We start from the raw sequence: 17847 nt of genomic DNA, 5'->3' as shown, positions 1-17847 counted from the left end.
CCCCCGCGGCGGAAACATCACCGGGTTCACCCTCACCCCCGACGGCACCCGCATCCTCATCAACAAATCCGCCGGAGACGACGGCACCGACCCCGTCAAAGCCAAACTCACCATCATCAACACGCAGGACTACGGGCCCTTGCCGGTATAACCGGCCGCTCGAACGGTGCCGTCGCGGTAGATCACACCCAACTGCTGCGCGAACGGATGGGCGCGTTTGCCAAAACGGTGAGATGCTGCGATGTATGGCGACCAGCATGGTGGGGCGCGCTGGCGAAACGAGAGCCATCGCAACGCTGCTCGACACGGTGGAACGCGCATCGGCGGGGCTCCTCCTCGACGGCGAACCGGGAATTGGCAAGACAACGACGTGGCTGTACGCCCGCGACATCGCCGCCGAGCGCGGCTTCACGGTGCTGTCGGCGCGAGTCAGCCAGGCGGAGTCGGTATTTGCCTACGCGTCTCTGTGCGATCTGCTGACCGACATTCCAGATCTGGATGCCGATCTACCGGAGCCGCAACGGGAGGCGATCTCGCAGGTGATGTCGCGGACACATCGCGGGGGTACGACCGATTTGTACGCCGTCGGGGCCGCGACCCTGAGCATCTTGGAGCGCTGTGCAGGCAGTGCCCCTGTGTTGCTGGCGTTCGACGACCTGCAGTGGATGGACAGCTCCAGCCGTACAGCCATTGCATTCGCCGTTCGTCGCATGCGATGGCGACTTGCTGTTCTGGGAACGACCCGGACAGGCACACCGGACAGCCGCTCGACATCGTGGCTTCAGCTGTTCGATCCGACGATGCTCACCCGTCGCACACTGAACCCGTTGACTCCTCCGGAACTCCAATCGGCGATCGAGAGCGCGCTGGGTGTTCGCCTTTCGGCGCCGGAGGTGGGGCGAATCGCGCAGGTATCCGGTGGAAACCCCTACTACGCAGTCGAACTGGCGCGTGCCCGGGGTCGCCGGGGTGAGCTCGCACTGTCGCAATCGTTGTCCGATATCGTCCGCGCCCGCCTCGACATCCTGGACGCCGATGTCAAAGACGCACTACTGATCGCCGCGGCGTCGACCACGCCGACAGTCGAACTGATCGCCGCGGCGTCGAACACCGACACCACGAGGGTCGTACGGTTGATCGACGCAGCCGCGGCCGGAGGCATCGCCCGACTGTCGAACGGCATCGTCGCGTTCGCTCACCCGCTGCTCGCCGTCGGCGTCTACGAACAGGCCCCTGATGCGCTGCGCCGGGACATCCACCGGAGACTGGCATCGCTGGTGTCGGAGTCCGAATCCCAGGCCAGGCACCTCGCCCTCGCGACGGCGGTCGACGATCCGAGCGTCGTCGCTGCACTCGATGCCGCGGCGCTGGCGGCTGTGATGCGCGGTGCCCCGCCAGCAGCCGCCGAGCTGCTCGAGCTCGCCATCCAGCACGGCGGTGACACGCCTCAGCGGCGAATTCAGTTGGCGGGCATACAGTTTTCCCTCGGCGACATGGCCCGCGCTCGCGATGCCCTGCACGATGTGCTGGCCACGTTGCCGGCAGGACCACTCCGGGGCCACGCGGTGTCGTTACTCGGTTCCATCAGAATGCTCGACGACAGCATGATCGCGGCGGTTCCGTTGTTCGAGGAGGCCTACGAACTCGGTCGAGACGATGTGGCGCTGCGGGTGAACGCCGCCACGTCGGCGGCTTACGCGCTGTACAACTCCGGTGATTACCTGTCCAGTGCCGAGATGGCCAGCCACGCTGCCGATGATGCGGAGGTCCTGGGCGATCCGTCGCTGATCAGCAGCGCGGTGGGGATGTCGGTGCTGCTGAATTTCGGAGTGGGCCACGGGATCGACGAACAGGGCCTGCAACGGTCCATCGATCTGATGGACCGCAACGCCCGAACCCCCATCCCGCTGCGCGCGACGATGCACCGCGCCCAACTGCTCAGTTGGACAGGACATTTGGAGGAGGCGCAGGCCAGCTACGACCTTATCCGCCTCGAGTGTGCCGATCGTGGACACGAAGCCGATATCCAGCACGTCACGCTACAGAAGTTCATCGCCCAACTGTGGATCGGCGACTATCCGGCCGCGGAATCCAGCCTGCAGGACATGGCGATGCGGGCGCGGCTGCTCGACGGCGAGTTGGCTCAGATCGCCGCGACGGCAATGCGATCGGCGCTCGCCTCGGTGCGCGGAGAGGTCAACGTCGCCCGAGACACGGCCAAAGAGGTGACCGCCGCTGCAGAACGGCGCGGAATGCAGAGTATCGACGACGGCGTGGCCGGCTTCCTCGCGGCCATGGAGATCTCGCTCGGGAACCACCAGAGAGCGCTGGAGGCGGCGGGACCGTCGCTGTTCGGGGGACGAATCAAGCCGCTGGGCACCGAACTCGTCACGTCGCTGTGTCTGCCGGACGGCATCGAGGCCCTGATCGTCCTGGATCGGTTGGAGGAGGCCACCCCCTTCATCGAGTTGCTGGAGACGAACGGCCAACGAAACGACCGGCCGTGGATGCTCGCCGTGGGAGCACGGTGTCGCGCGATGTGGCACGCGGGCAGGGGTGACCTCGACCGGGCGCTGGGCGTCGCGGAAATGTCCCTGAGGCACCACGCTCGTGTGCCGATGCCGTTGGAACGTGCACGGACGCAGCTGCTGACCGGCCAGCTGCTCCGGCGAAACCGCCGGCGCGAGGCCGCCGAGCAGATGTTCGGCGAAGCATTGGCGACGTTCGAGAGGTTGGGGGCTCCGCTGTGGGTCAACCGGGCCCGCCTCGAGCTGGACAGGATGGCCGGCTCCCGCGACAGTCTGAACCTGACACCGTCGGAGAGCCGCGTGGCCGAGCTCGCCGCCGATGGCTTGTCCAACAAGGCCATCGCCACCGAACTCTTCGTCAGCCACAAGACGGTGGACAACCACCTCGGCCGCGTCTACCGAAAACTGGGGGTCCGATCGCGGGCCGAATTGGCGCGCAAGATGCCACACCCCGGCGCGCCGACACACGAGTCGGATCACCGGTAGTTCGAAAGGTCTGCGGTGTAACGCTTCGGCCCCTACTCACCACTACGTCGTGATCGCCACGCCGCCGGCGCGTGGCCCGACGAGGGGAGAGCCCCATGACCACCATCGCCCGCACCCGCCTTCCCCAATTGGAAAGCGTCAGCGCGGCTGCGGCCCGCTACGGACTGGTCGTCGTCATCGCCTGGATCGGCGCTTTGAAGTTCACCGCCTACGAAGCGGAGGGGATCGCTCCCCTGGTCTCGAACAGCCCGCTCATGAGCTGGGTCTACGACATCTTCTCCGTCACCACGTTCTCCTCGCTGCTCGGCGTCCTCGAGCTCGCCACCGCCGCGCTGATCGCCGTCAAGCCGTGGTGGCCCAGGCTGTCGGCCGTCGGCAGCGTCATCGCGGTCGGCCTGTTCGTCGCGACGCTGAGCTTCCTGTTCACCACGCCCGGCGTCTTCGAATCGTCCGCGGGTGGATTCCCGGTGCTGTCGTCGACGGGCCAGTTCCTGATCAAGGACGTCGCGCTGATCGGAATCGCGGCATGGACGTTGACAGATGCGCTGCGCAGTTCACACTCTTGACATGACGGGCACGTCGACCGACGAGGCCGGCCTCATCGCCGCACTGAGGGCACGCGATGAGGCCGCCTTCGCCGCACTCGTCGACACCCACACCCCGGCGATGCTGCGGGTGGCGCGCGGCTACGTGGCCTCCCACGAGATCGCCGAAGAGGTGGTCCAGGAAGCGTGGATCGCGCTCGTGAAGGGAATCGACGGGTTCGAAGGCCGATCCGCCTTGCGCACATGGCTTTTCACGGTGCTGATCAACATCGCCAAGAAGCGCGGCCTTCGTGAGCGCAGCGACGCCGACGTCCAGGTCGCGGCCTTCACCGGCGGAACGGTCGACCCGGCGCGGTTCCGCGACAACGACGACCCGTACCCGGGTCACTGGAAACCCGACGAGACGCCGTCGCCGTTCCCGGACACCCCCGAGGGGTCGGTGCTCGGCGACGAGCTGTTGGCCGTGACCCGCCGCGAGCTGGACAAGCTGCCCGAGCGGCAGCGCGTCGTCGTGACGATGCGCGACATGCTGGACATGGATTCCGCCGAGGTGAGCCGGCTCCTCGACATCAGCGCCGCCAACCAGCGGGTACTCCTGCACCGTGGGCGGGCGGCCGTGCGGCAGGGGCTGGAAAGCTATCTGAAGGAGGCGATGTGACCGACATCAGGCCCATCGACTGCAACGAACTCGTCGAGCTGGTGACCGACTACCTCGACGGCACCCTCGACCTGGACACCAGGGCGCGGTTCGACCATCATCTGCTCGACTGCGACGGGTGCGACAACTATCTGCAGCAGTTCCGCACCACTGTCACGACTCTGGGCAAGCTGCCCGACGATGCGCTGGAACCGTCCTTCCGGGACAAGCTCCTCGACGCGTTCCGGGACTGGCGCTAGCTAGCTAGCTATGGTCGGACTCCTCAACGCGGCTCCTCCGTCGCCGCTTGATCGTCGTCCTCCTACCCCGCGCTGCCCGCCAGCAGACCGCTGATACCCCCGTACACACCGAGACCCGCGGTGAACACCAGCACGACCGCCACGACGATCCGGTACCAGCCCTTCAGCTTGTGCTCGTCCGGGAGCACCTTGACCGCCAGCGCGAACAGGAAGCCCAGCACGACGGGCAGCAGCAGCGCGTTCAGCACCATGATGCCGACCGACAGGTCGACGAGGTTGAGCCCGGACAGCACGAACACGAACCCGATGACCAGCATCACCAGGTAGACGGCGTAGAAGGCCGGCGCCTCCTTCGGCTTGCCCGACAACGATCGCGGATAGCCCATCACCTCACCCAAACCCCAAGCCGCGGTGAGGGATACGACGATGGCGGCGACGAACGCGGCGCCGAGGAAGCCGAGGGAGAACAGGATCTGACCGGCTGTCTCACCGAGCAACGGCGTCAGCGCGCCGGTGATGTCCTCGATCGTGTTGATTGTCGCGTTGGGATCGTTCTTGCCGATCGTCGCGGCGACCGACACGAGCACCGCGGCCATCACGAGCTGGGTCAGCACGGCTCCGAACGCCGTGTCCACCCGGGCGTCCTTCAGGTGCTTGACGGTCAGGCCTTTGTCGACCACCGCGGACTGCTGATAGAAGACCATCCAGGGCATGATGACCGCGCCGATGTTGGCCGCGATCAGGTACAGGTAGTCGGGGTTGGCCAGCGGCTGGTTGAGCTGTGCCGCGGCGAGCGCACCCAGGTCGGGCTGGGCGTCGATCATGACGACGAAAAAGATCAATTCCAGCGCGCCGAGCGCTATTGCGACGCGTTCGACCCGACGGTACGAACCGGTGAGGACGAGGCCGCCGAGGAACAGGGCCACCAGCCCGACCGAGAGCCACGGCGGGATGCCGTAGATCGCGCCGACACCTGCCGCCGCGCTGAACTCGGTGATGATGGCGCCCGCACAGGCGACCAGCAGCGTGCTCACCGACACCCAGGCCCAGACGGCGCCGAACTGCTCGCGGATCAGCTCGCCGTGGCCGCGCTGCGTCACCAGACCGAGCCGGACCGTCAGCTCCTGCGCGATATAGAGGATCGGCATCAGGATGATCTGCCAGATCAGCAGCTGATAGCCCCATTCGGCACCGCTTTGGGCGGCGGTGATGACGCTGCCTGCGTCGGTGTCGGCGAGCATGACGACGAGTCCGGGCCCGAAAACCGTCAGGCGGGTCACCCATTTCGAGGTCCGCGGCTTCACCGCCGGGGTCGATGCGTCGATGCGCTCAGTCTCGGACAAACCCGTGATCCTTCCCCCGCCGGCGATGTGCCGGGCTTAGGGTATCCAAACTTTGCCACGCGCGGGCGCTGCCCGGTGCTTGACTTCCAACTCGGAAGTGATTCGACTACATATCCATGCCGACATCAGCTCAGCCCGAATTCGAGACTTTGCTCTACACCGTCCGCGACGCGGTCGCGACGATCACGCTGAACCGGCCCGACCGCCTCAACACGATCGTGCCTCCGATGCCTGACGAGATCGAGGCAGCCGTCGGGCTCGCCGAACGCGACCCCGCGATCAAGGTCATCGTGCTGCGCGGCGCGGGCCGCGCGTTCTCAGGCGGCTACGACTTCGGTGGCGGGTTCGAGCACTGGGGCGAGGCGATGAACACCGACGGCCGGTGGGATCCCGGCAAGGACTTCGCGATGGTCAGCACGCGCGAGACCGGGCCGACACAGAAGTTCATGGCGATCTGGCGCGCGTCCAAACCGGTGATCGCGCAGGTGCACGGCTGGTGTGTGGGCGGCGCCAGTGATTATGCGCTGTGCGCCGACCTCGTCATCGCCAGCGACGACGCCGTCATCGGCACCCCGTACGCCCGGATGTGGGGCGCCTACCTGACCGGCATGTGGCTCTACCGGCTGTCGCTGGCGAAGGTGAAGTGGCACTCCCTGACCGGCGAGCCGCTCACCGGAAAGGAGGCTGCGGCAGTGGAACTCATCAACGAATCGGTGCCGTTCGAACGTCTGGAAGCACGCGTCGCCGAGATCGCCGCCAAGCTCTGCACGATCCCGCTGTCACAGCTGCAATCCCAGAAGCTCATCGTCAACCAGGCCTACGAGAACATGGGGTTGGCGTCGACGCAGACGCTCGGCGGGATTCTCGACGGGCTGATGCGCAACACCCCGGATGCGTTGCGGTTCATCGACATTGCCGCCACCGATGGTGTGCGCGCGGCTGTCGAGCACCGCGACGGCCCGTGGGGTGACTACAGCCAGGCGCCACCCGACCGCCGGCCCGACCCGTCGCACATCATCGTGCCCTAGCCCGGAGCCGCGACACGACGAACCAGCCGACGAAGCCAACCACGCCCGCCAGCACCACGAACTGCAACGCCGACGCGTACGGCTCGATGAGATGCCAGTTGGCGCCCAAGGCGAAGCCGAGCCCGATGAACACGCTGTTCCAGATCAGGCTGCCCAGCGTCGTCAGCACGGTGAAGACGAGGAAGTTCATCCGCTCGATGCCCGCCGGGACGGAGATGAAGCTGCGGAAGAACGGCAGCATCCTGCCGAAGAAGACACCCTTGGTGCCGTGGCGGGCGAACCACGCCACGGACTTGTCGATGTCCTCGCGGTCCACCAGCGGGAGCTTCGTCGCGAGTTTGGTCATCCGTTCATGCCCGAGCCAGGCGCCGAGCAGGTAGATGACCCAGGCTCCGACGACGGACCCGACGGTCGTCCAGACGATCGCTTCGACCACGGAGAGGGTGCCCAGACTCGCCGCGAAGCCCGCCATCGGCAGGATCACTTCGCTCGGCAGGGGCGGGAACAGGTTCTCCAGGAAGATCGCCAGCCCGGCGCCGGCTCCCCCGAGGTGTTCCATCAGGCTCACGGTCCAACCCGCGAGGCCGTCGAGTTCGGCAGGGATCTCTGTCGACAACGAGCGGCCTTTCTCCGGGGACGTGACTTCCGAGCCTAGCCAGCCGAAGCGAATGTCCTGCTCAGGCAGGTTCCCGCGGCCCGCTCAGCAGTCCGCCGAGCACCGCGGCGACGACGCCGAGCACCACCAGCCCGCCGCCGGCCAGCAGCGTGTAGTTCAGCCACTGGTGCAGGCTGCCTTCGGCGGTGTCCACCATCACCTCGGCCACGGTGCGGATGTCGCCGGCCGTGCGGTTGAGTCCGCTCTCGATGAAACGGCCGGCGACCTCGATCCCCGCCCAGCCCGCCGCACCGACCAGTAGCGCCGAAACACCAAGGGCGGTAAGGGCTTTGCCCCGCGACCTGGCGGCCGCCAGCGTCAGCAGGGCGAACACCCCGGTCAGGACGGCCACCCCGATGGAGGCCCACGGTCCCCACGTCGCGAGCCAGCGCAGCTTTCCGGGCTGCAGTTCCTCGGCGTTCACCGTGATGGGCACGGTCAGTGTCGGGGGCACCTGCAGGTCCAGGGTCCCCAGCGTCGCCGAGAACGACGGGTCCGACAGCATCGGCGCCACGTCGATGAGCCACTGATCGGTCGAGTTGCCGCTCGGCACGGCGCCGGTGAACATCCACTGATGCGCGATCCGGTTCGCCTGGGCGAACTGACCCGGGAAGCCCGCGTTGCGGGTGTACGAATCGGCGACGGTCCGGACGAGTTCGGGGTTGAGCTGGTAGCCGTTGTCCTCACCGAGGGAAAGGAACTGGGTGGTCAGCTCAGCGGCCATCGCGTTCTGCAGCCGGGAGTCCCGGGCCGCCGACGTCGCGAGCGCGGCGTACCCGTCCTCGTCGATCAGATGCGACTGCGCCCACATCGCCGGGACAGCGGCAGCCAGAGCAACGGTGGTGATCAGCCACAGGAACAGGGCGGCGAGAAAACGCACGAACGCGTCCTCCTTGGAGGGACGCGCCCGGTTCAGTCGGAAAGTGCGCGCCCCACGATGAGCGGGTCGGGCCGGCCCACGACGTCGTGGTCCTTGTTGTCGTAGTCGAACTTACTCAGCACGTAGCGCATGGCATTGATGCGGGCGCGCTTCTTGTCGTTGCTCTTGACCACGGTCCACGGCGCGGTTTCGGTGTCCGTCCACGCGAACATGTCTTCTTTGGCGGCGGTGTAGTCGTCCCACTTGTCCAACGATGCGAGATCGGTGGGCGACAGTTTCCACTGCCGCACGGGATCGACCTGGCGGATTGTGAACCGGGTGCGCTGTTCGTTCTGGGTGACCGAGAACCACAGCTTGGTGAGGCTCACACCGTCGTTGACGAGCATCTGCTCGAACAGCGGAGCCTGGCGGATGAACTCGGCGTGCTGCTTGGGGGTGCAGTAGCCCATCACGCGCTCCACACCCGCGCGGTTGTACCAGGACCGGTCGAACAGCACGAACTCACCCGCGGCGGGCAGGTGCGTGACGTAGCGCTGGAAGTACCACTGGGTGGTCTCCCGCTCGGTGGGCTTCTCCAGCGCGACGACGCGGGCGCCGCGCGGGTTGAGGTGCTCCATGAACCGCTTGATGGTGCCGCCCTTGCCCGCGGCGTCGCGGCCTTCGAACACGATGACGTGCCGGTGTCCGTTGGCCTGGCTCCACTTCTGCAGCTTGAGCAGTTCGATCTGCAGCAGCCGCTTCTGCTCTTCGTATTCGGTGCGCTTCATGCGCTCGTCGTACGGATAGTTCTCGCGCCAGGTGTCGACGACTTCACCGCTGGGCTGAAGAAGCAGCACGGGATCGTCATCGTCGTCGTCGAGCACGCTGTAGCCAGAGCCGTCCAGAGTCACCGCCAGAAGCTATCGAGCGCTGCGAACGTTTCGGTGACCGTCGGGTGAACGGGACGTGGACTATTTCGCTGATCGACGCGGCCCGAACAGCGCCATCTTGGTCATGAGCGTGTTCATCCGCTTGAGCGCCTTGAGCGAGTTGTTGTAGTAATTCCCACCCGCGCCGACGTTGGTACGCGGCGCCACGACCGCCTCCTGACGACAGAACTTGCGAATGCCCTCTGCCCCACCGAAGCGCGCACCCATGCCCGAGGTCTTCCAGCCGCCCATCGGGGCGGTGGTGCACATCAGGTTGGAGATGACGTCGTTGATGTTGACCGCTCCGCAGTCGAGTTGAAGCGCGACGGCCTTCGCGCGTTCCACGTCGCCGGAGAACACCGCGGCGGACAAGCCGTAGGGGCTGTCGTTGGCCAGCCGGATCGCCTCGTCGACGCTGGCGACCTTCATGATCGGCAGCGTCGGGCCGAACGTCTCCTCGGTCATGCACAGCATCGAATGGTCGACGTCGACCAGCACGGTGGGCTCGTAAAAGCTGCCCGAGCCGGTGCCGCGGGTGCCGCCGGTCAGCGCCTTGGCACCCTTGGCGAGCGCATCGGCGACATGGCGTTCGGTGACCGCGACCTGGGTGTCGTCGATCATCGCGCCGAGGTGGTTGCCGTCGCCGGCCCCCAGCTTCAGTTTCATCACGTCGTCGACGACCACGTCGACGAACTGGTCGTAGACCGAATCGAGCACGTAGACGCGCTCGACCGACACGCACGTCTGGCCGGCGTTGAACATCGCGCCCCACACGGCGGCATGGGCGGCGAGTTCGACGTCGGCGTCTTCGAGGACGAGCATCGGGTCCTTGCCGCCGAGTTCCAGGCTCACCGGGGTCAGCGTGCGGGCCGCGCGTTCCATCACCTTGGCGCCCGTCGCACAGGAGCCCGTGAACTGGATGAAGTCGGTGTTGTCGATGACAGCCTCGGACACCGCCCGGGCACCCTGGGCCAGCGCCAGCACCTCCGGCGCCCCCGAGTCCAGCCAGCCGCGCAGCAGCAGTTCGGCGGTCAGCGGAGTGCGCTCGGACGGCTTGAGCAGGACCGCGCAGCCGGCGGCCAGCGCGCCGATGGCGTCCATCAACGCGTTGGCGACCGGGTAGTTCCACGGCGCGATGATGCCGACGACCGGGCGGGGCCGGTAGTGCACGCTGATCTTCTTGATGGCCAGGAACGGCAGGGCCGCCGGACGCGGATCCGGGGCGAGCGCCTTCTCCATCGTCTTGATGTAGTACGACGCGATCATGATGATCAGCGGCACTTCTTGGGCGGCGTCGGCGGCGGACTTGCCGGTCTCGTCGATGAGCAGCCGTTCGATCTCCTCGCGATGCTTGCCGAGCCACACCGCGTACCGGGACAACACCTTCGCCCGGCCTTTGGGACCGCGGGCCTCCCACTCTTTCTGCGCGGCGCGCAGACCGGCCGTGAGTTGAGGAATGTCGGCGGGGTCTGTCCAGCGGACGGTGCCGGCGGCGGCTCCGGTCGCAGGGTTGGTGATGGTCCCGGTGCCGGTGAAATCGTTGGGCACGTGCACGTCGGACGTCGCTGTCATGTCCCCATGCTAACCAGCACTGTGATCTCCGTCGCGCCGGGGTTGACACGTGTCAAGTCTGGCGATGGACACGGCCAGGCACACCAGCGCGCTGCCGAGGAACAACGCCCCGATCGTGTCGGTGAAGTAGTGGTAGGTGACGCCCTGCCCGATCACACCGAGCGTCATGACCGCGGCCGCGGCGGTGACCGCCCACGTCGCCGCGCCGAACAGCAGCACCGTCATCGCCAGCACCGCCAGCGTCAGCGCCGTGTGCCCGCTCGGGTAGGCCAGCTCCTCGCCTTTGAGACGCCCGAACGACAGCTTGGCCAACCGGGCCGCCATCACGGCCAGAAACGGCGTGACCACGGTGGCGGCAGCGAGACGCCAGCGCCGCCGCACCAGGGCGGCGACGAACACGACGCCGCAGAGCGTCAGGACCACGCCGCCGTCGGTGAAGACGAGCAGATACCTCAGCTCCTGATGCTCGGCGCCGAGGTTCTGGAACCAGTCGTCCACCGGTGTCGAGCCCTTGCCGACGGCGAGACCGAGGGCGATCAGACCGGCCAGGCCACCGAGCGGCCACCACCGAATCAGTGAGTTCAGCTCACAAGCCCCCGGATATAGGCCGCCTGACCGAGATGCTGCGCGGCGTCGTCGATGACGCTGACCAGCCGTGCACTCGCAGTCACCGGGGGCGTCCACCGGGTGTCGATGACGCGGGCCAGTTCCTCCGCAGACACCGATGCCACGTACTCCAGCGACAGCTTGTGGACGGCCCGGTAGTAGCCCGCCAGCAGATGCCCCGGCGCGCGCACCTTCGCCACCTCCTCGGGACTGTGGCCGTAGCCGTGCGCATCGGGCGGCAGGTCCAGGCCGAACTTGTCGACCCAGCCGTCGCGGAACCACACCTGTTCGGTTCCGGCGATGTCGCATACCTGCGCGTCCTGCATGCGCGCGGTATGCCAGATCAACCACGTGATGGTGTTGGCCTCCGGTGTCGGCCGGTAGTAGGCGACGTCGTCGGTGAGGTTCTCGGTGAGGTCGTCGACGTGCTCGGCTTGCCGAGTGAACAGGTCGCGCAGCAGTTCTCGGGCTGAGTCCATGGTCGCCAAGCTACGCCGGGCGCAGTGCGTAGACGACGTCGTACTCTTCGGCGCCCGCGCATCCGGCGGTGAAGTTCTTGACGACCGCGCCCCTCACCTCCGGGAACGGGTTCTCGGTGCCTGCGGGCAGATTGAGCGTCTGGGCTTCCGTCGCGGCACCGGGCACCCCGTCGGCGCATGGCGAGGGCAGCGGGATGGTCGACCGGACGAACTTCCCGTCACCGAAGGTGAACACCGACAGGTGCGCGAACTCTGCGCCCGGCTCGCCAGGTGTCGTCGCCGTGGTCGCACAGCGATCCCCTGTCCTGAGGCAGTACGTCCTGACGTTCCGATCGGCCACTTCGGGCTCGGCGTCCTGACCGCGGCGGGTCCTGGTCGATGTGTAGGAGCCATGAAAACCGGTAGCGGCCGCGACTGTCCTCGGCGGCTGCTGCGTCGGATCGGGAACGGGGAACTCCGGCAAGCGGTCGGCCACCCGCGTCATCACCGGGGTGACGACGTTGACCGACGGGCAGTCGCCGACACCCACGGTGGTGATCGTCGGGCGCAGGCTCATGTCCGGTGCGATGGCGATGTCCCAGATCGACCAGCCGTCCGCCCTCAACTCCTCGCCGTTCGGCCCGGTACACGTGACGACGTTCTCGCTGCGGTGGATCATGACCCACCGTCCGTCGACGTAGTCGGCCACTCGCGCGTCCTTCAGCGGGGCGCCCGGGTTCTCGGGGTCGGCGATCATGCCGCCCGCGGCGACGCAGCTGTCCTCATCGCACGCGGTTTGGAACACCCACCCCGCCTTCCCGGAGCTCTGGCCGAGCACCGGGGCGCCGTTCGTCGTGCCGGTGCCGTCGTATTCGACGATGTAGGAACCGTCGAGTGCCGCCACCGGCTTCACGACAGGCGGTGGCTCCTCACCCGATGAACAACCGGCGAGCACCAGAGCCAGGCCCAGCAGCAGAGCCCACCGTTTCACCGCCTAGGCCCTCGGGCCGCCACCGTGAAAGACCGCCTCGACGTTGTTGCCGTCGAAGTCGCGCACGAATGCGCCGTAATAGTTCTCGTGATACTCGGGCCACAGCCGCGGCTCGTGCAGCGACTCGGCGCCGGCTTCGACCGCCGCGGCGTAGAACGCCTGGACACCCTCGGCGTCAGGAGCCTGGAACGCGAAGTGCGCCTCACGGTTCGGCCCCTTGGCGTCACCGGCGTTCATGTCGGCGATCCAGAAGTCGGGTTTGCCCTCGGTCCCGTACCCGATGGCAACCTGAAAATCCATCTGTCGCGTGTACCCCAACGAGCCGAGCACCTTGTCGTAGAAGGCCTTCGACTTCTCCCAATCCGCACAGTTGATTCCGAAGTGGTCGATCATGGCCTCACCGTACATTCGGGATATGACAGATGGCTCCATCGCCCGGAGGGCGACATTTGACCTTGCGGTGCGCGGGGGAACCGTCGTCGACGGTCTCGGCGGCGAACCGTTCACCGGGGACGTCGCGGTGCGCGACGGTGTCATCGTCTCGGTGGGTTCCGTCGACGGCGACGCCACCCACGAGATCGACGCGACAGGCCTTCTCGTCACGCCCGGGTTCGTCGACCTCCACACCCACTACGACGGTCAGGCGATCTGGTCGGACCGGATGACGCCGTCGTCGGCGCACGGCGTCACCACCGCGGTGATGGGCAACTGCGGCGTCGGGTTCGCGCCCTGCCGCCCCGAGGACCACGACACTCTCGTCGACGTGATGGCCGGCGTCGAGGACATTCCGGGCGTCGTGATGGTCGACGGCCTGCCGTGGACGTGGGAGACCTTCCCCGAGTTCCTCGACGCCCTCGACTCGCGACGCCGCGACATCGATGTCGCCGCGTTCCTGCCGCACTCGCCGCTGCGGGTGTACGTGATGGGCCAACGTGGGGTCGATCGCGAACTGCCCACCCCCGAAGATCTCGCGCTGATGCGCAAGCTCGCCGAGGAAGCCATCACCGCCGGCGCACTCGGGTTCGCGTCGTCGCGGCTGACCTTGCACAAAACAGCCGGCGGACAACCGATTCCGAGTTACGAGGCGGAGTACGCCGAGATTGAGGCCATCGCCCGCGGGGTCGACGACGCCGGCGGTGGGCTCCTGCAGTTCGTGCCCGACCTGATGGCGGGCGACTACGAAGGCGCCCTGAAGGCGGTCTTCGACGTCGCCTCCGAGGTGGGCCTGCCGGTGACGTTCACGCTGGCGATCGGCAACGCCGGCCCGCCGATCCACCTCGATGCCTTACGCATGGTGGAGAAGGCCAACGCTGACGGTGGGGACGTGACGGGTCAGATCTTCCCGCGCCCCATCGGCCTGGTGCTCGGCCTCGATCTGTCGGGCAACCCGTTCGTGATGTACCCGTCGTACCGCGAGATCGCAGGACTACCCCTGGCCGACAAAGTCGCCGAGATGCGCAAACCCGAAGTGCGCGAACGTATCTTGAACGACAAACCCGCCAGCGACGGGCACCCTCTGATGTTCGCAGCGCAGGCATGGAACTACATGTTCCCGCTCGGCGATCCGCCGAATTACGAGCCGTTGCCCGAGGATTCGATCGGAGCGCGGGCTGCCGCCCGCGGCGTCAGCCCGCTGGAAGAGGCCTACGACCGGCTCCTCGACGACGACGGCCACGCCATGCTCCTCGTGACGCTGGCCAACTTCCGCGACGGCACGCTGGACACCGTCGCGGAGCTGATCAGCCGTGACGACGTCGTGCTCGGCCTCGGCGACGGGGGTGCCCACTACGGAATGATCTGCGACGCAAGCTTTCCCACCTACATGCTCACGCACTGGGTACGCGACAGAAACAGCGGACGGCTGTCGGTCTCCGAGGTCATCCGGGAGCTGACGTCCGTACCCGCTCGAGTGGCCGGCCTGGCCGATCGCGGTCGAATCGCCGTGGGCTACAAGGCCGATCTCAACGTCATCGACACCGCAGCCCTGCGGCTGCACAAGCCTGTCGTCGTCGGCGATCTGCCCGCGGGCGGCCGGCGCCTCGACCAGACCGCGGACGGCTACGTCGCCACCATCGTTTCCGGCGAGGTGATCGCCGAGAACGGTGTGCCCACCGAAGCGCGTCCCGGGAAGCTGGTGCGTGGCCGCCAGTCCAGCCCCGCATGAGTCGCGTTGCGCCGCTTGCCCCGCCGTGGAGCGAGGAGGATGCGGCAGGCATCGGCAGCTGGGGGCATCCCGACCGCACCTACGAACCGCTGCTGCTCGTGCGCTGCCTGCAGCGGCACCCCGCACTCGCGGCCAAGCTGCGCAAGCTGGGTGAGGCGCTCTACGTCGACACCAAGTTGCCGCCGCGGGTTCGCACGATCGCGATCCTGCGGATCTGTGCGCTCGTCGGCTGCGCGTACGAGTGGGGTGGGCAGGCCGCGTTCTGGGGGCCGATCGCCGGGGTGTCCGATGACGAGTGCGACGCGCTGGTTACCGGCGCCGACGTCGGATGGTCGGCCGACGAGCAAGTGCTGATCGCCGCTGTCGACGAGATCGAGCAGACCGGGTCACTCACTGCTGACACGTGGAAAGCCTTGGGCACCAACATGTCCGATGAACAACGGATGGAGCTGCTGATCGCCGTCGGCTGGTACCGCACCATATGCACGCTGTGCAACGGCCTCGATCTGCCCGTCGAGGGCTGGATGCGGAGCTGGCCCGCGTCAGCGTGACTGGCGCAGCGCCGGATGCTGATTCTTGAGCAGCGGCAGCAGCAGACGGCGCGGCAGGAACTCGAAGACGCGAGCGGGAATCTCGTTCTGCCATCCCGGGATAACGCTGCGCCCGGTCTCGAGCGCCTCGATGCCCTTCTTCGCGACATCACGCGAAGGAATCCACAGGAACTTCGGGAACGCGGCGGCGAAGGTGCGTTCATCCATGCCCGCTGTCTCCAGGAACTCGGTGCGCACGGGCCCGGGGTGCAGCGCCGCGACGGTGACACCCGTACCGGCGAGTTCGCCGCGAACCCCGTCGGTGTACGACCGGACGAATGCCTTCGTCGCCGCGTAACCCGACTGCCCGGGGAACGGCTGGAATCCTGCCGTGGAGCCGACGTTGAGAATCGCGCCGCGCCCGCGTGGCACCATCTGCTGAACCGCCCGCGTGGTCAGGTCGATGACGGCCTCGACGTTGACGCGCACCTGGTTGATCTCGGCCTCGGGGGTCGAATCGATGATCGGGCCGATGGTGCCGATACCGGCGTTGTTGATCAGGATGTCGGTGGTCAGGCCGCGGCGCTCGACTTCGGCGAGAAGGTCGGCGCGGGCTTCGGCATCGGCGACGTCGCAGGCGATGACCTCGACACGGACGGTTCCGGATAGCTCGTCGGCGAGGTCACGCAGGCGATCTTCGCGTCGGGCGACGAGGGTCAGGCCGTGCCCGCGGGCGGCGAGCTCACGGGCCAGATCGGCGCCGATGCCCGACGAGGCTCCGGTGACGACGGCGGTGGTGGTCGGGGACGGTGTTGGGAGCGGCATCCCTCGAACCTAACGCCGTACTCTCGGGCCATGAGCGTCAAGGTGGATCTCGACCAGCTGGCCGACACTCTCGTCGACTACCCGTTCGCCTACTTGATCACCGTCGGAGACGATTTCCGCGCTCACACCGTCGCAGTCGACCCCACCCTGACCGACGGCACCTTGCGGATCACCTCCGTCGGCAACAGCACGCGGCGCAACGCGTCCGCGCACCCCGATGTCACGCTCGTCTGGCCGCCGCGCGAGTCCGGCGGCTACTCGCTGATCGTGGACGGGCGCGCCGATGTCGACGAGGGGATGACCGTCGTGCCGACGGGCGCGGTGCTGCACCGGCCTGCCGCGCCCTGCGTGCCGATTACCGAGTAACTTCAGCGTGAAACCACGACCTTGCCGGTCATGCTGCCCGCCTTGACGTCCCGGTTGGCCTCCCGCAGCCCGGCCGCGGAGAAGTCCGTGATGGTCTTGGTGACGGTGGTGCGCAGGACGCCCTGGTCGACGAGGTCGGCGGTCGCGGCGAGCAGCCGCTGCTGCTCGATCATATCCGGTGTCTCGAACATCGCCCGCGTGAACATCAACTCCCAATGCCACGCAATGCTTTTCGCCTTCAGGGGCTCCAGATCCAAGCCAGTCGGCTCATCGATGGCCGTGATGTGCCCGAACGGCTTGACGATCTCGGCGTAGATACCGATGTTCCCCGCCGAGTGCGGCGAGAACAAGTAGTCGATGCCTCCGGGGGCAACGGCCAGGGTTTCGTCGCGCAGGTTGTGATGGTTGACGACGACGTCGGCGCCCATGCTCTGCGCCCATGCGCGGGACTCGTCACGGCTGGCGGTGGCGATGACGCGGACGCCGGTCAGGGCCTTCGCGAGCTGGATCATGATCGAGCCGACGCCTCCCGCGGCACCGAGCACCAGCAGGTCGCCGGTCGACTCGCGGGTCAGTCCGAAGCGGTCGAACAGCGACTCCCACGCCGTGATCGTCGTCAGCGGCAGCGCGGCCGCGTCGGCGAACGAGAGTGACGCCGGCTTGCGGGACACGATGCGCTCGTCGACCGCCTGATACTCGGCGTAGCTCCCCGGCCGCTTGATGTCACCGGCGTACCAGACCTCGTCGCCGACGGTGAGCGTGCTCACGTCGGGCCCGACCGCCTCGACCACACCCGCCGCGTCGAACCCGAGAATCACCGGCTCGGACTCGGCCGTCACGCCGGCCTGCACCTTCCAGTCGGCGGGGTTCACGGACACGGCCTGCACGCGTACCAGCACGTCACGCGGCCGTAGTTCGGGGATATCGACGGTGATGTCGCGCAGGCTGGCATCGATATCGGCGGCCGCGAAGGCGCCGACGGCAGTCATGGTGCTCATGCTCAGACCCAACTCATCGACCGGCGCGTTTCATCCGCCTTTTCGTCAGGCCGATTCCAACCCTTGT

General features: G+C 67.2%; 19 protein-coding genes. 8 read left to right on the top strand and 11 right to left on the bottom strand.

Annotated features, from left to right (window positions below; genetic code table 11):
- Window positions 1-245: 245 nt before the first annotated feature.
- From P9A17_RS02410 to P9A17_RS02395, 4 genes are all read left to right on the top strand, one after another.
- A complete protein-coding gene (locus tag P9A17_RS02410) occupies window positions 246-3014 on the top strand; it encodes a LuxR family transcriptional regulator (protein WP_278036995.1) in 2769 nt (922 codons plus the stop codon).
- Between the two features lie 95 nt (window positions 3015-3109).
- Window positions 3110-3580: a DUF417 family protein gene (locus P9A17_RS02405; RefSeq protein ID WP_278036994.1), complete on the top strand. Its 471-nt coding sequence runs from the start codon at window positions 3110-3112 to the stop codon at window positions 3578-3580.
- 1 nt (window position 3581) lies between these two features.
- Window positions 3582-4217: a sigma-70 family RNA polymerase sigma factor gene (locus P9A17_RS02400; protein ID WP_278036993.1), complete on the top strand. Its 636-nt coding sequence runs from the start codon at window positions 3582-3584 to the stop codon at window positions 4215-4217.
- A complete protein-coding gene (locus tag P9A17_RS02395; RefSeq protein ID WP_278036992.1) occupies window positions 4214-4456 on the top strand; it encodes a zf-HC2 domain-containing protein in 243 nt (80 codons plus the stop codon). Before P9A17_RS02400 ends, P9A17_RS02395 begins: the two co-directional genes overlap by 4 nt.
- Window positions 4457-4518: 62 nt before the next feature.
- Here P9A17_RS02395 and P9A17_RS02390 read toward each other — a convergent pair whose 3' ends face one another.
- The gene (locus P9A17_RS02390; RefSeq protein ID WP_278036991.1) at window positions 4519-5799 is read right to left on the bottom strand and encodes a divalent metal cation transporter; all 1281 of its coding nucleotides are present in this window, start codon (window positions 5797-5799) and stop codon (window positions 4519-4521) included.
- 116 nt (window positions 5800-5915) lie between these two features.
- On the opposite strand from P9A17_RS02390, the gene P9A17_RS02385 reads away from it, so the two are divergent.
- Window positions 5916-6827, top strand: coding sequence for a crotonase/enoyl-CoA hydratase family protein (locus P9A17_RS02385; protein WP_278036990.1), 912 nt, complete (start codon window positions 5916-5918; stop codon window positions 6825-6827).
- Here P9A17_RS02385 and P9A17_RS02380 read toward each other — a convergent pair.
- The 8 genes from P9A17_RS02380 to P9A17_RS02345 all read right to left on the bottom strand — a co-directional run bounded on the left by P9A17_RS02380 (window position 6814) and on the right by P9A17_RS02345 (window position 13290).
- Window positions 6814-7443 (bottom strand): DedA family protein, encoded by a 630-nt coding sequence (locus P9A17_RS02380; protein WP_278036989.1) that lies wholly within the window; start codon window positions 7441-7443, stop codon window positions 6814-6816. The two genes, P9A17_RS02385 and P9A17_RS02380, sit on opposite strands and share 14 nt — an antisense overlap.
- Window positions 7444-7504: 61 nt before the next feature.
- Window positions 7505-8362 carry a hypothetical protein gene (locus P9A17_RS02375; protein WP_278036988.1) on the bottom strand — a complete coding sequence of 286 codons (858 nt, stop codon included), beginning with the start codon at window positions 8360-8362 and terminating at the stop codon, window positions 7505-7507.
- A gap of 32 nt (window positions 8363-8394) precedes the next feature.
- Complete coding sequence (ppk2, locus tag P9A17_RS02370; protein WP_278036987.1) at window positions 8395-9252, bottom strand: polyphosphate kinase 2; 858 nt, start codon at window positions 9250-9252, stop codon at window positions 8395-8397.
- A 60-nt stretch (window positions 9253-9312) separates the two neighbouring features.
- The gene (locus P9A17_RS02365; RefSeq protein WP_278036986.1) at window positions 9313-10842 is read right to left on the bottom strand and encodes an aldehyde dehydrogenase family protein; all 1530 of its coding nucleotides are present in this window, start codon (window positions 10840-10842) and stop codon (window positions 9313-9315) included.
- A 9-nt stretch (window positions 10843-10851) separates the two neighbouring features.
- The gene (locus tag P9A17_RS02360) at window positions 10852-11340 is read right to left on the bottom strand and encodes a PA-phosphatase (RefSeq protein ID WP_278036985.1); all 489 of its coding nucleotides are present in this window, start codon (window positions 11338-11340) and stop codon (window positions 10852-10854) included.
- Window positions 11341-11423: 83 nt separating this feature from the next.
- Window positions 11424-11927, bottom strand: coding sequence for a mycothiol transferase (locus tag P9A17_RS02355; RefSeq protein ID WP_278036984.1), 504 nt, complete (start codon window positions 11925-11927; stop codon window positions 11424-11426).
- A gap of 10 nt (window positions 11928-11937) precedes the next feature.
- Entirely contained in the window at window positions 11938-12897 is a 960-nt protein-coding gene (locus tag P9A17_RS02350) for a hypothetical protein (RefSeq protein WP_278036983.1), read from the bottom strand.
- Between the two features lie 3 nt (window positions 12898-12900).
- The gene (locus tag P9A17_RS02345; protein WP_278036982.1) at window positions 12901-13290 is read right to left on the bottom strand and encodes a VOC family protein; all 390 of its coding nucleotides are present in this window, start codon (window positions 13288-13290) and stop codon (window positions 12901-12903) included.
- Window positions 13291-13312: 22 nt separating this feature from the next.
- Here P9A17_RS02345 and P9A17_RS02340 point away from each other — a divergent pair, with 22 nt between their 5' ends.
- Together P9A17_RS02340 and P9A17_RS02335 are read left to right on the top strand one after the other, a co-directional pair.
- Entirely contained in the window at window positions 13313-15061 is a 1749-nt protein-coding gene (locus P9A17_RS02340; protein ID WP_278036981.1) for an amidohydrolase family protein, read from the top strand.
- Window positions 15058-15612 (top strand): carboxymuconolactone decarboxylase family protein, encoded by a 555-nt coding sequence (locus tag P9A17_RS02335; protein ID WP_278036980.1) that lies wholly within the window; start codon window positions 15058-15060, stop codon window positions 15610-15612. The genes P9A17_RS02340 and P9A17_RS02335 overlap by 4 nt, the downstream gene beginning before the upstream one ends.
- Here P9A17_RS02335 and P9A17_RS02330 read toward each other — a convergent pair.
- Window positions 15604-16416, bottom strand: a complete 813-nt coding sequence (locus P9A17_RS02330) for an SDR family oxidoreductase (RefSeq protein WP_278036979.1) — start codon at window positions 16414-16416, stop codon at window positions 15604-15606. The two genes, P9A17_RS02335 and P9A17_RS02330, sit on opposite strands and share 9 nt — an antisense overlap.
- Before the next feature lie 30 nt (window positions 16417-16446).
- On the opposite strand from P9A17_RS02330, the gene P9A17_RS02325 reads away from it, so the two are divergent.
- On the top strand, window positions 16447-16782 hold the full coding sequence (locus P9A17_RS02325) for a pyridoxamine 5'-phosphate oxidase family protein (RefSeq protein ID WP_278036978.1): 336 nt from the start codon (window positions 16447-16449) through the stop codon (window positions 16780-16782).
- A 2-nt stretch (window positions 16783-16784) separates the two neighbouring features.
- On the opposite strand, the gene P9A17_RS02320 is transcribed toward P9A17_RS02325, so the two are convergent.
- Complete coding sequence (locus P9A17_RS02320) at window positions 16785-17780, bottom strand: zinc-binding alcohol dehydrogenase family protein (RefSeq protein WP_278036977.1); 996 nt, start codon at window positions 17778-17780, stop codon at window positions 16785-16787.
- Window positions 17781-17847: the final 67 nt, after the last annotated feature.

This window comes from Mycobacterium sp. 236(2023) (genome assembly GCF_029623955.1).
Classification (GTDB): domain Bacteria; phylum Actinomycetota; class Actinomycetes; order Mycobacteriales; family Mycobacteriaceae; genus Mycobacterium.
Note: the sequence above shows the minus strand (reverse complement) of the source record. Positions and strands in the feature narration are given on the sequence as shown.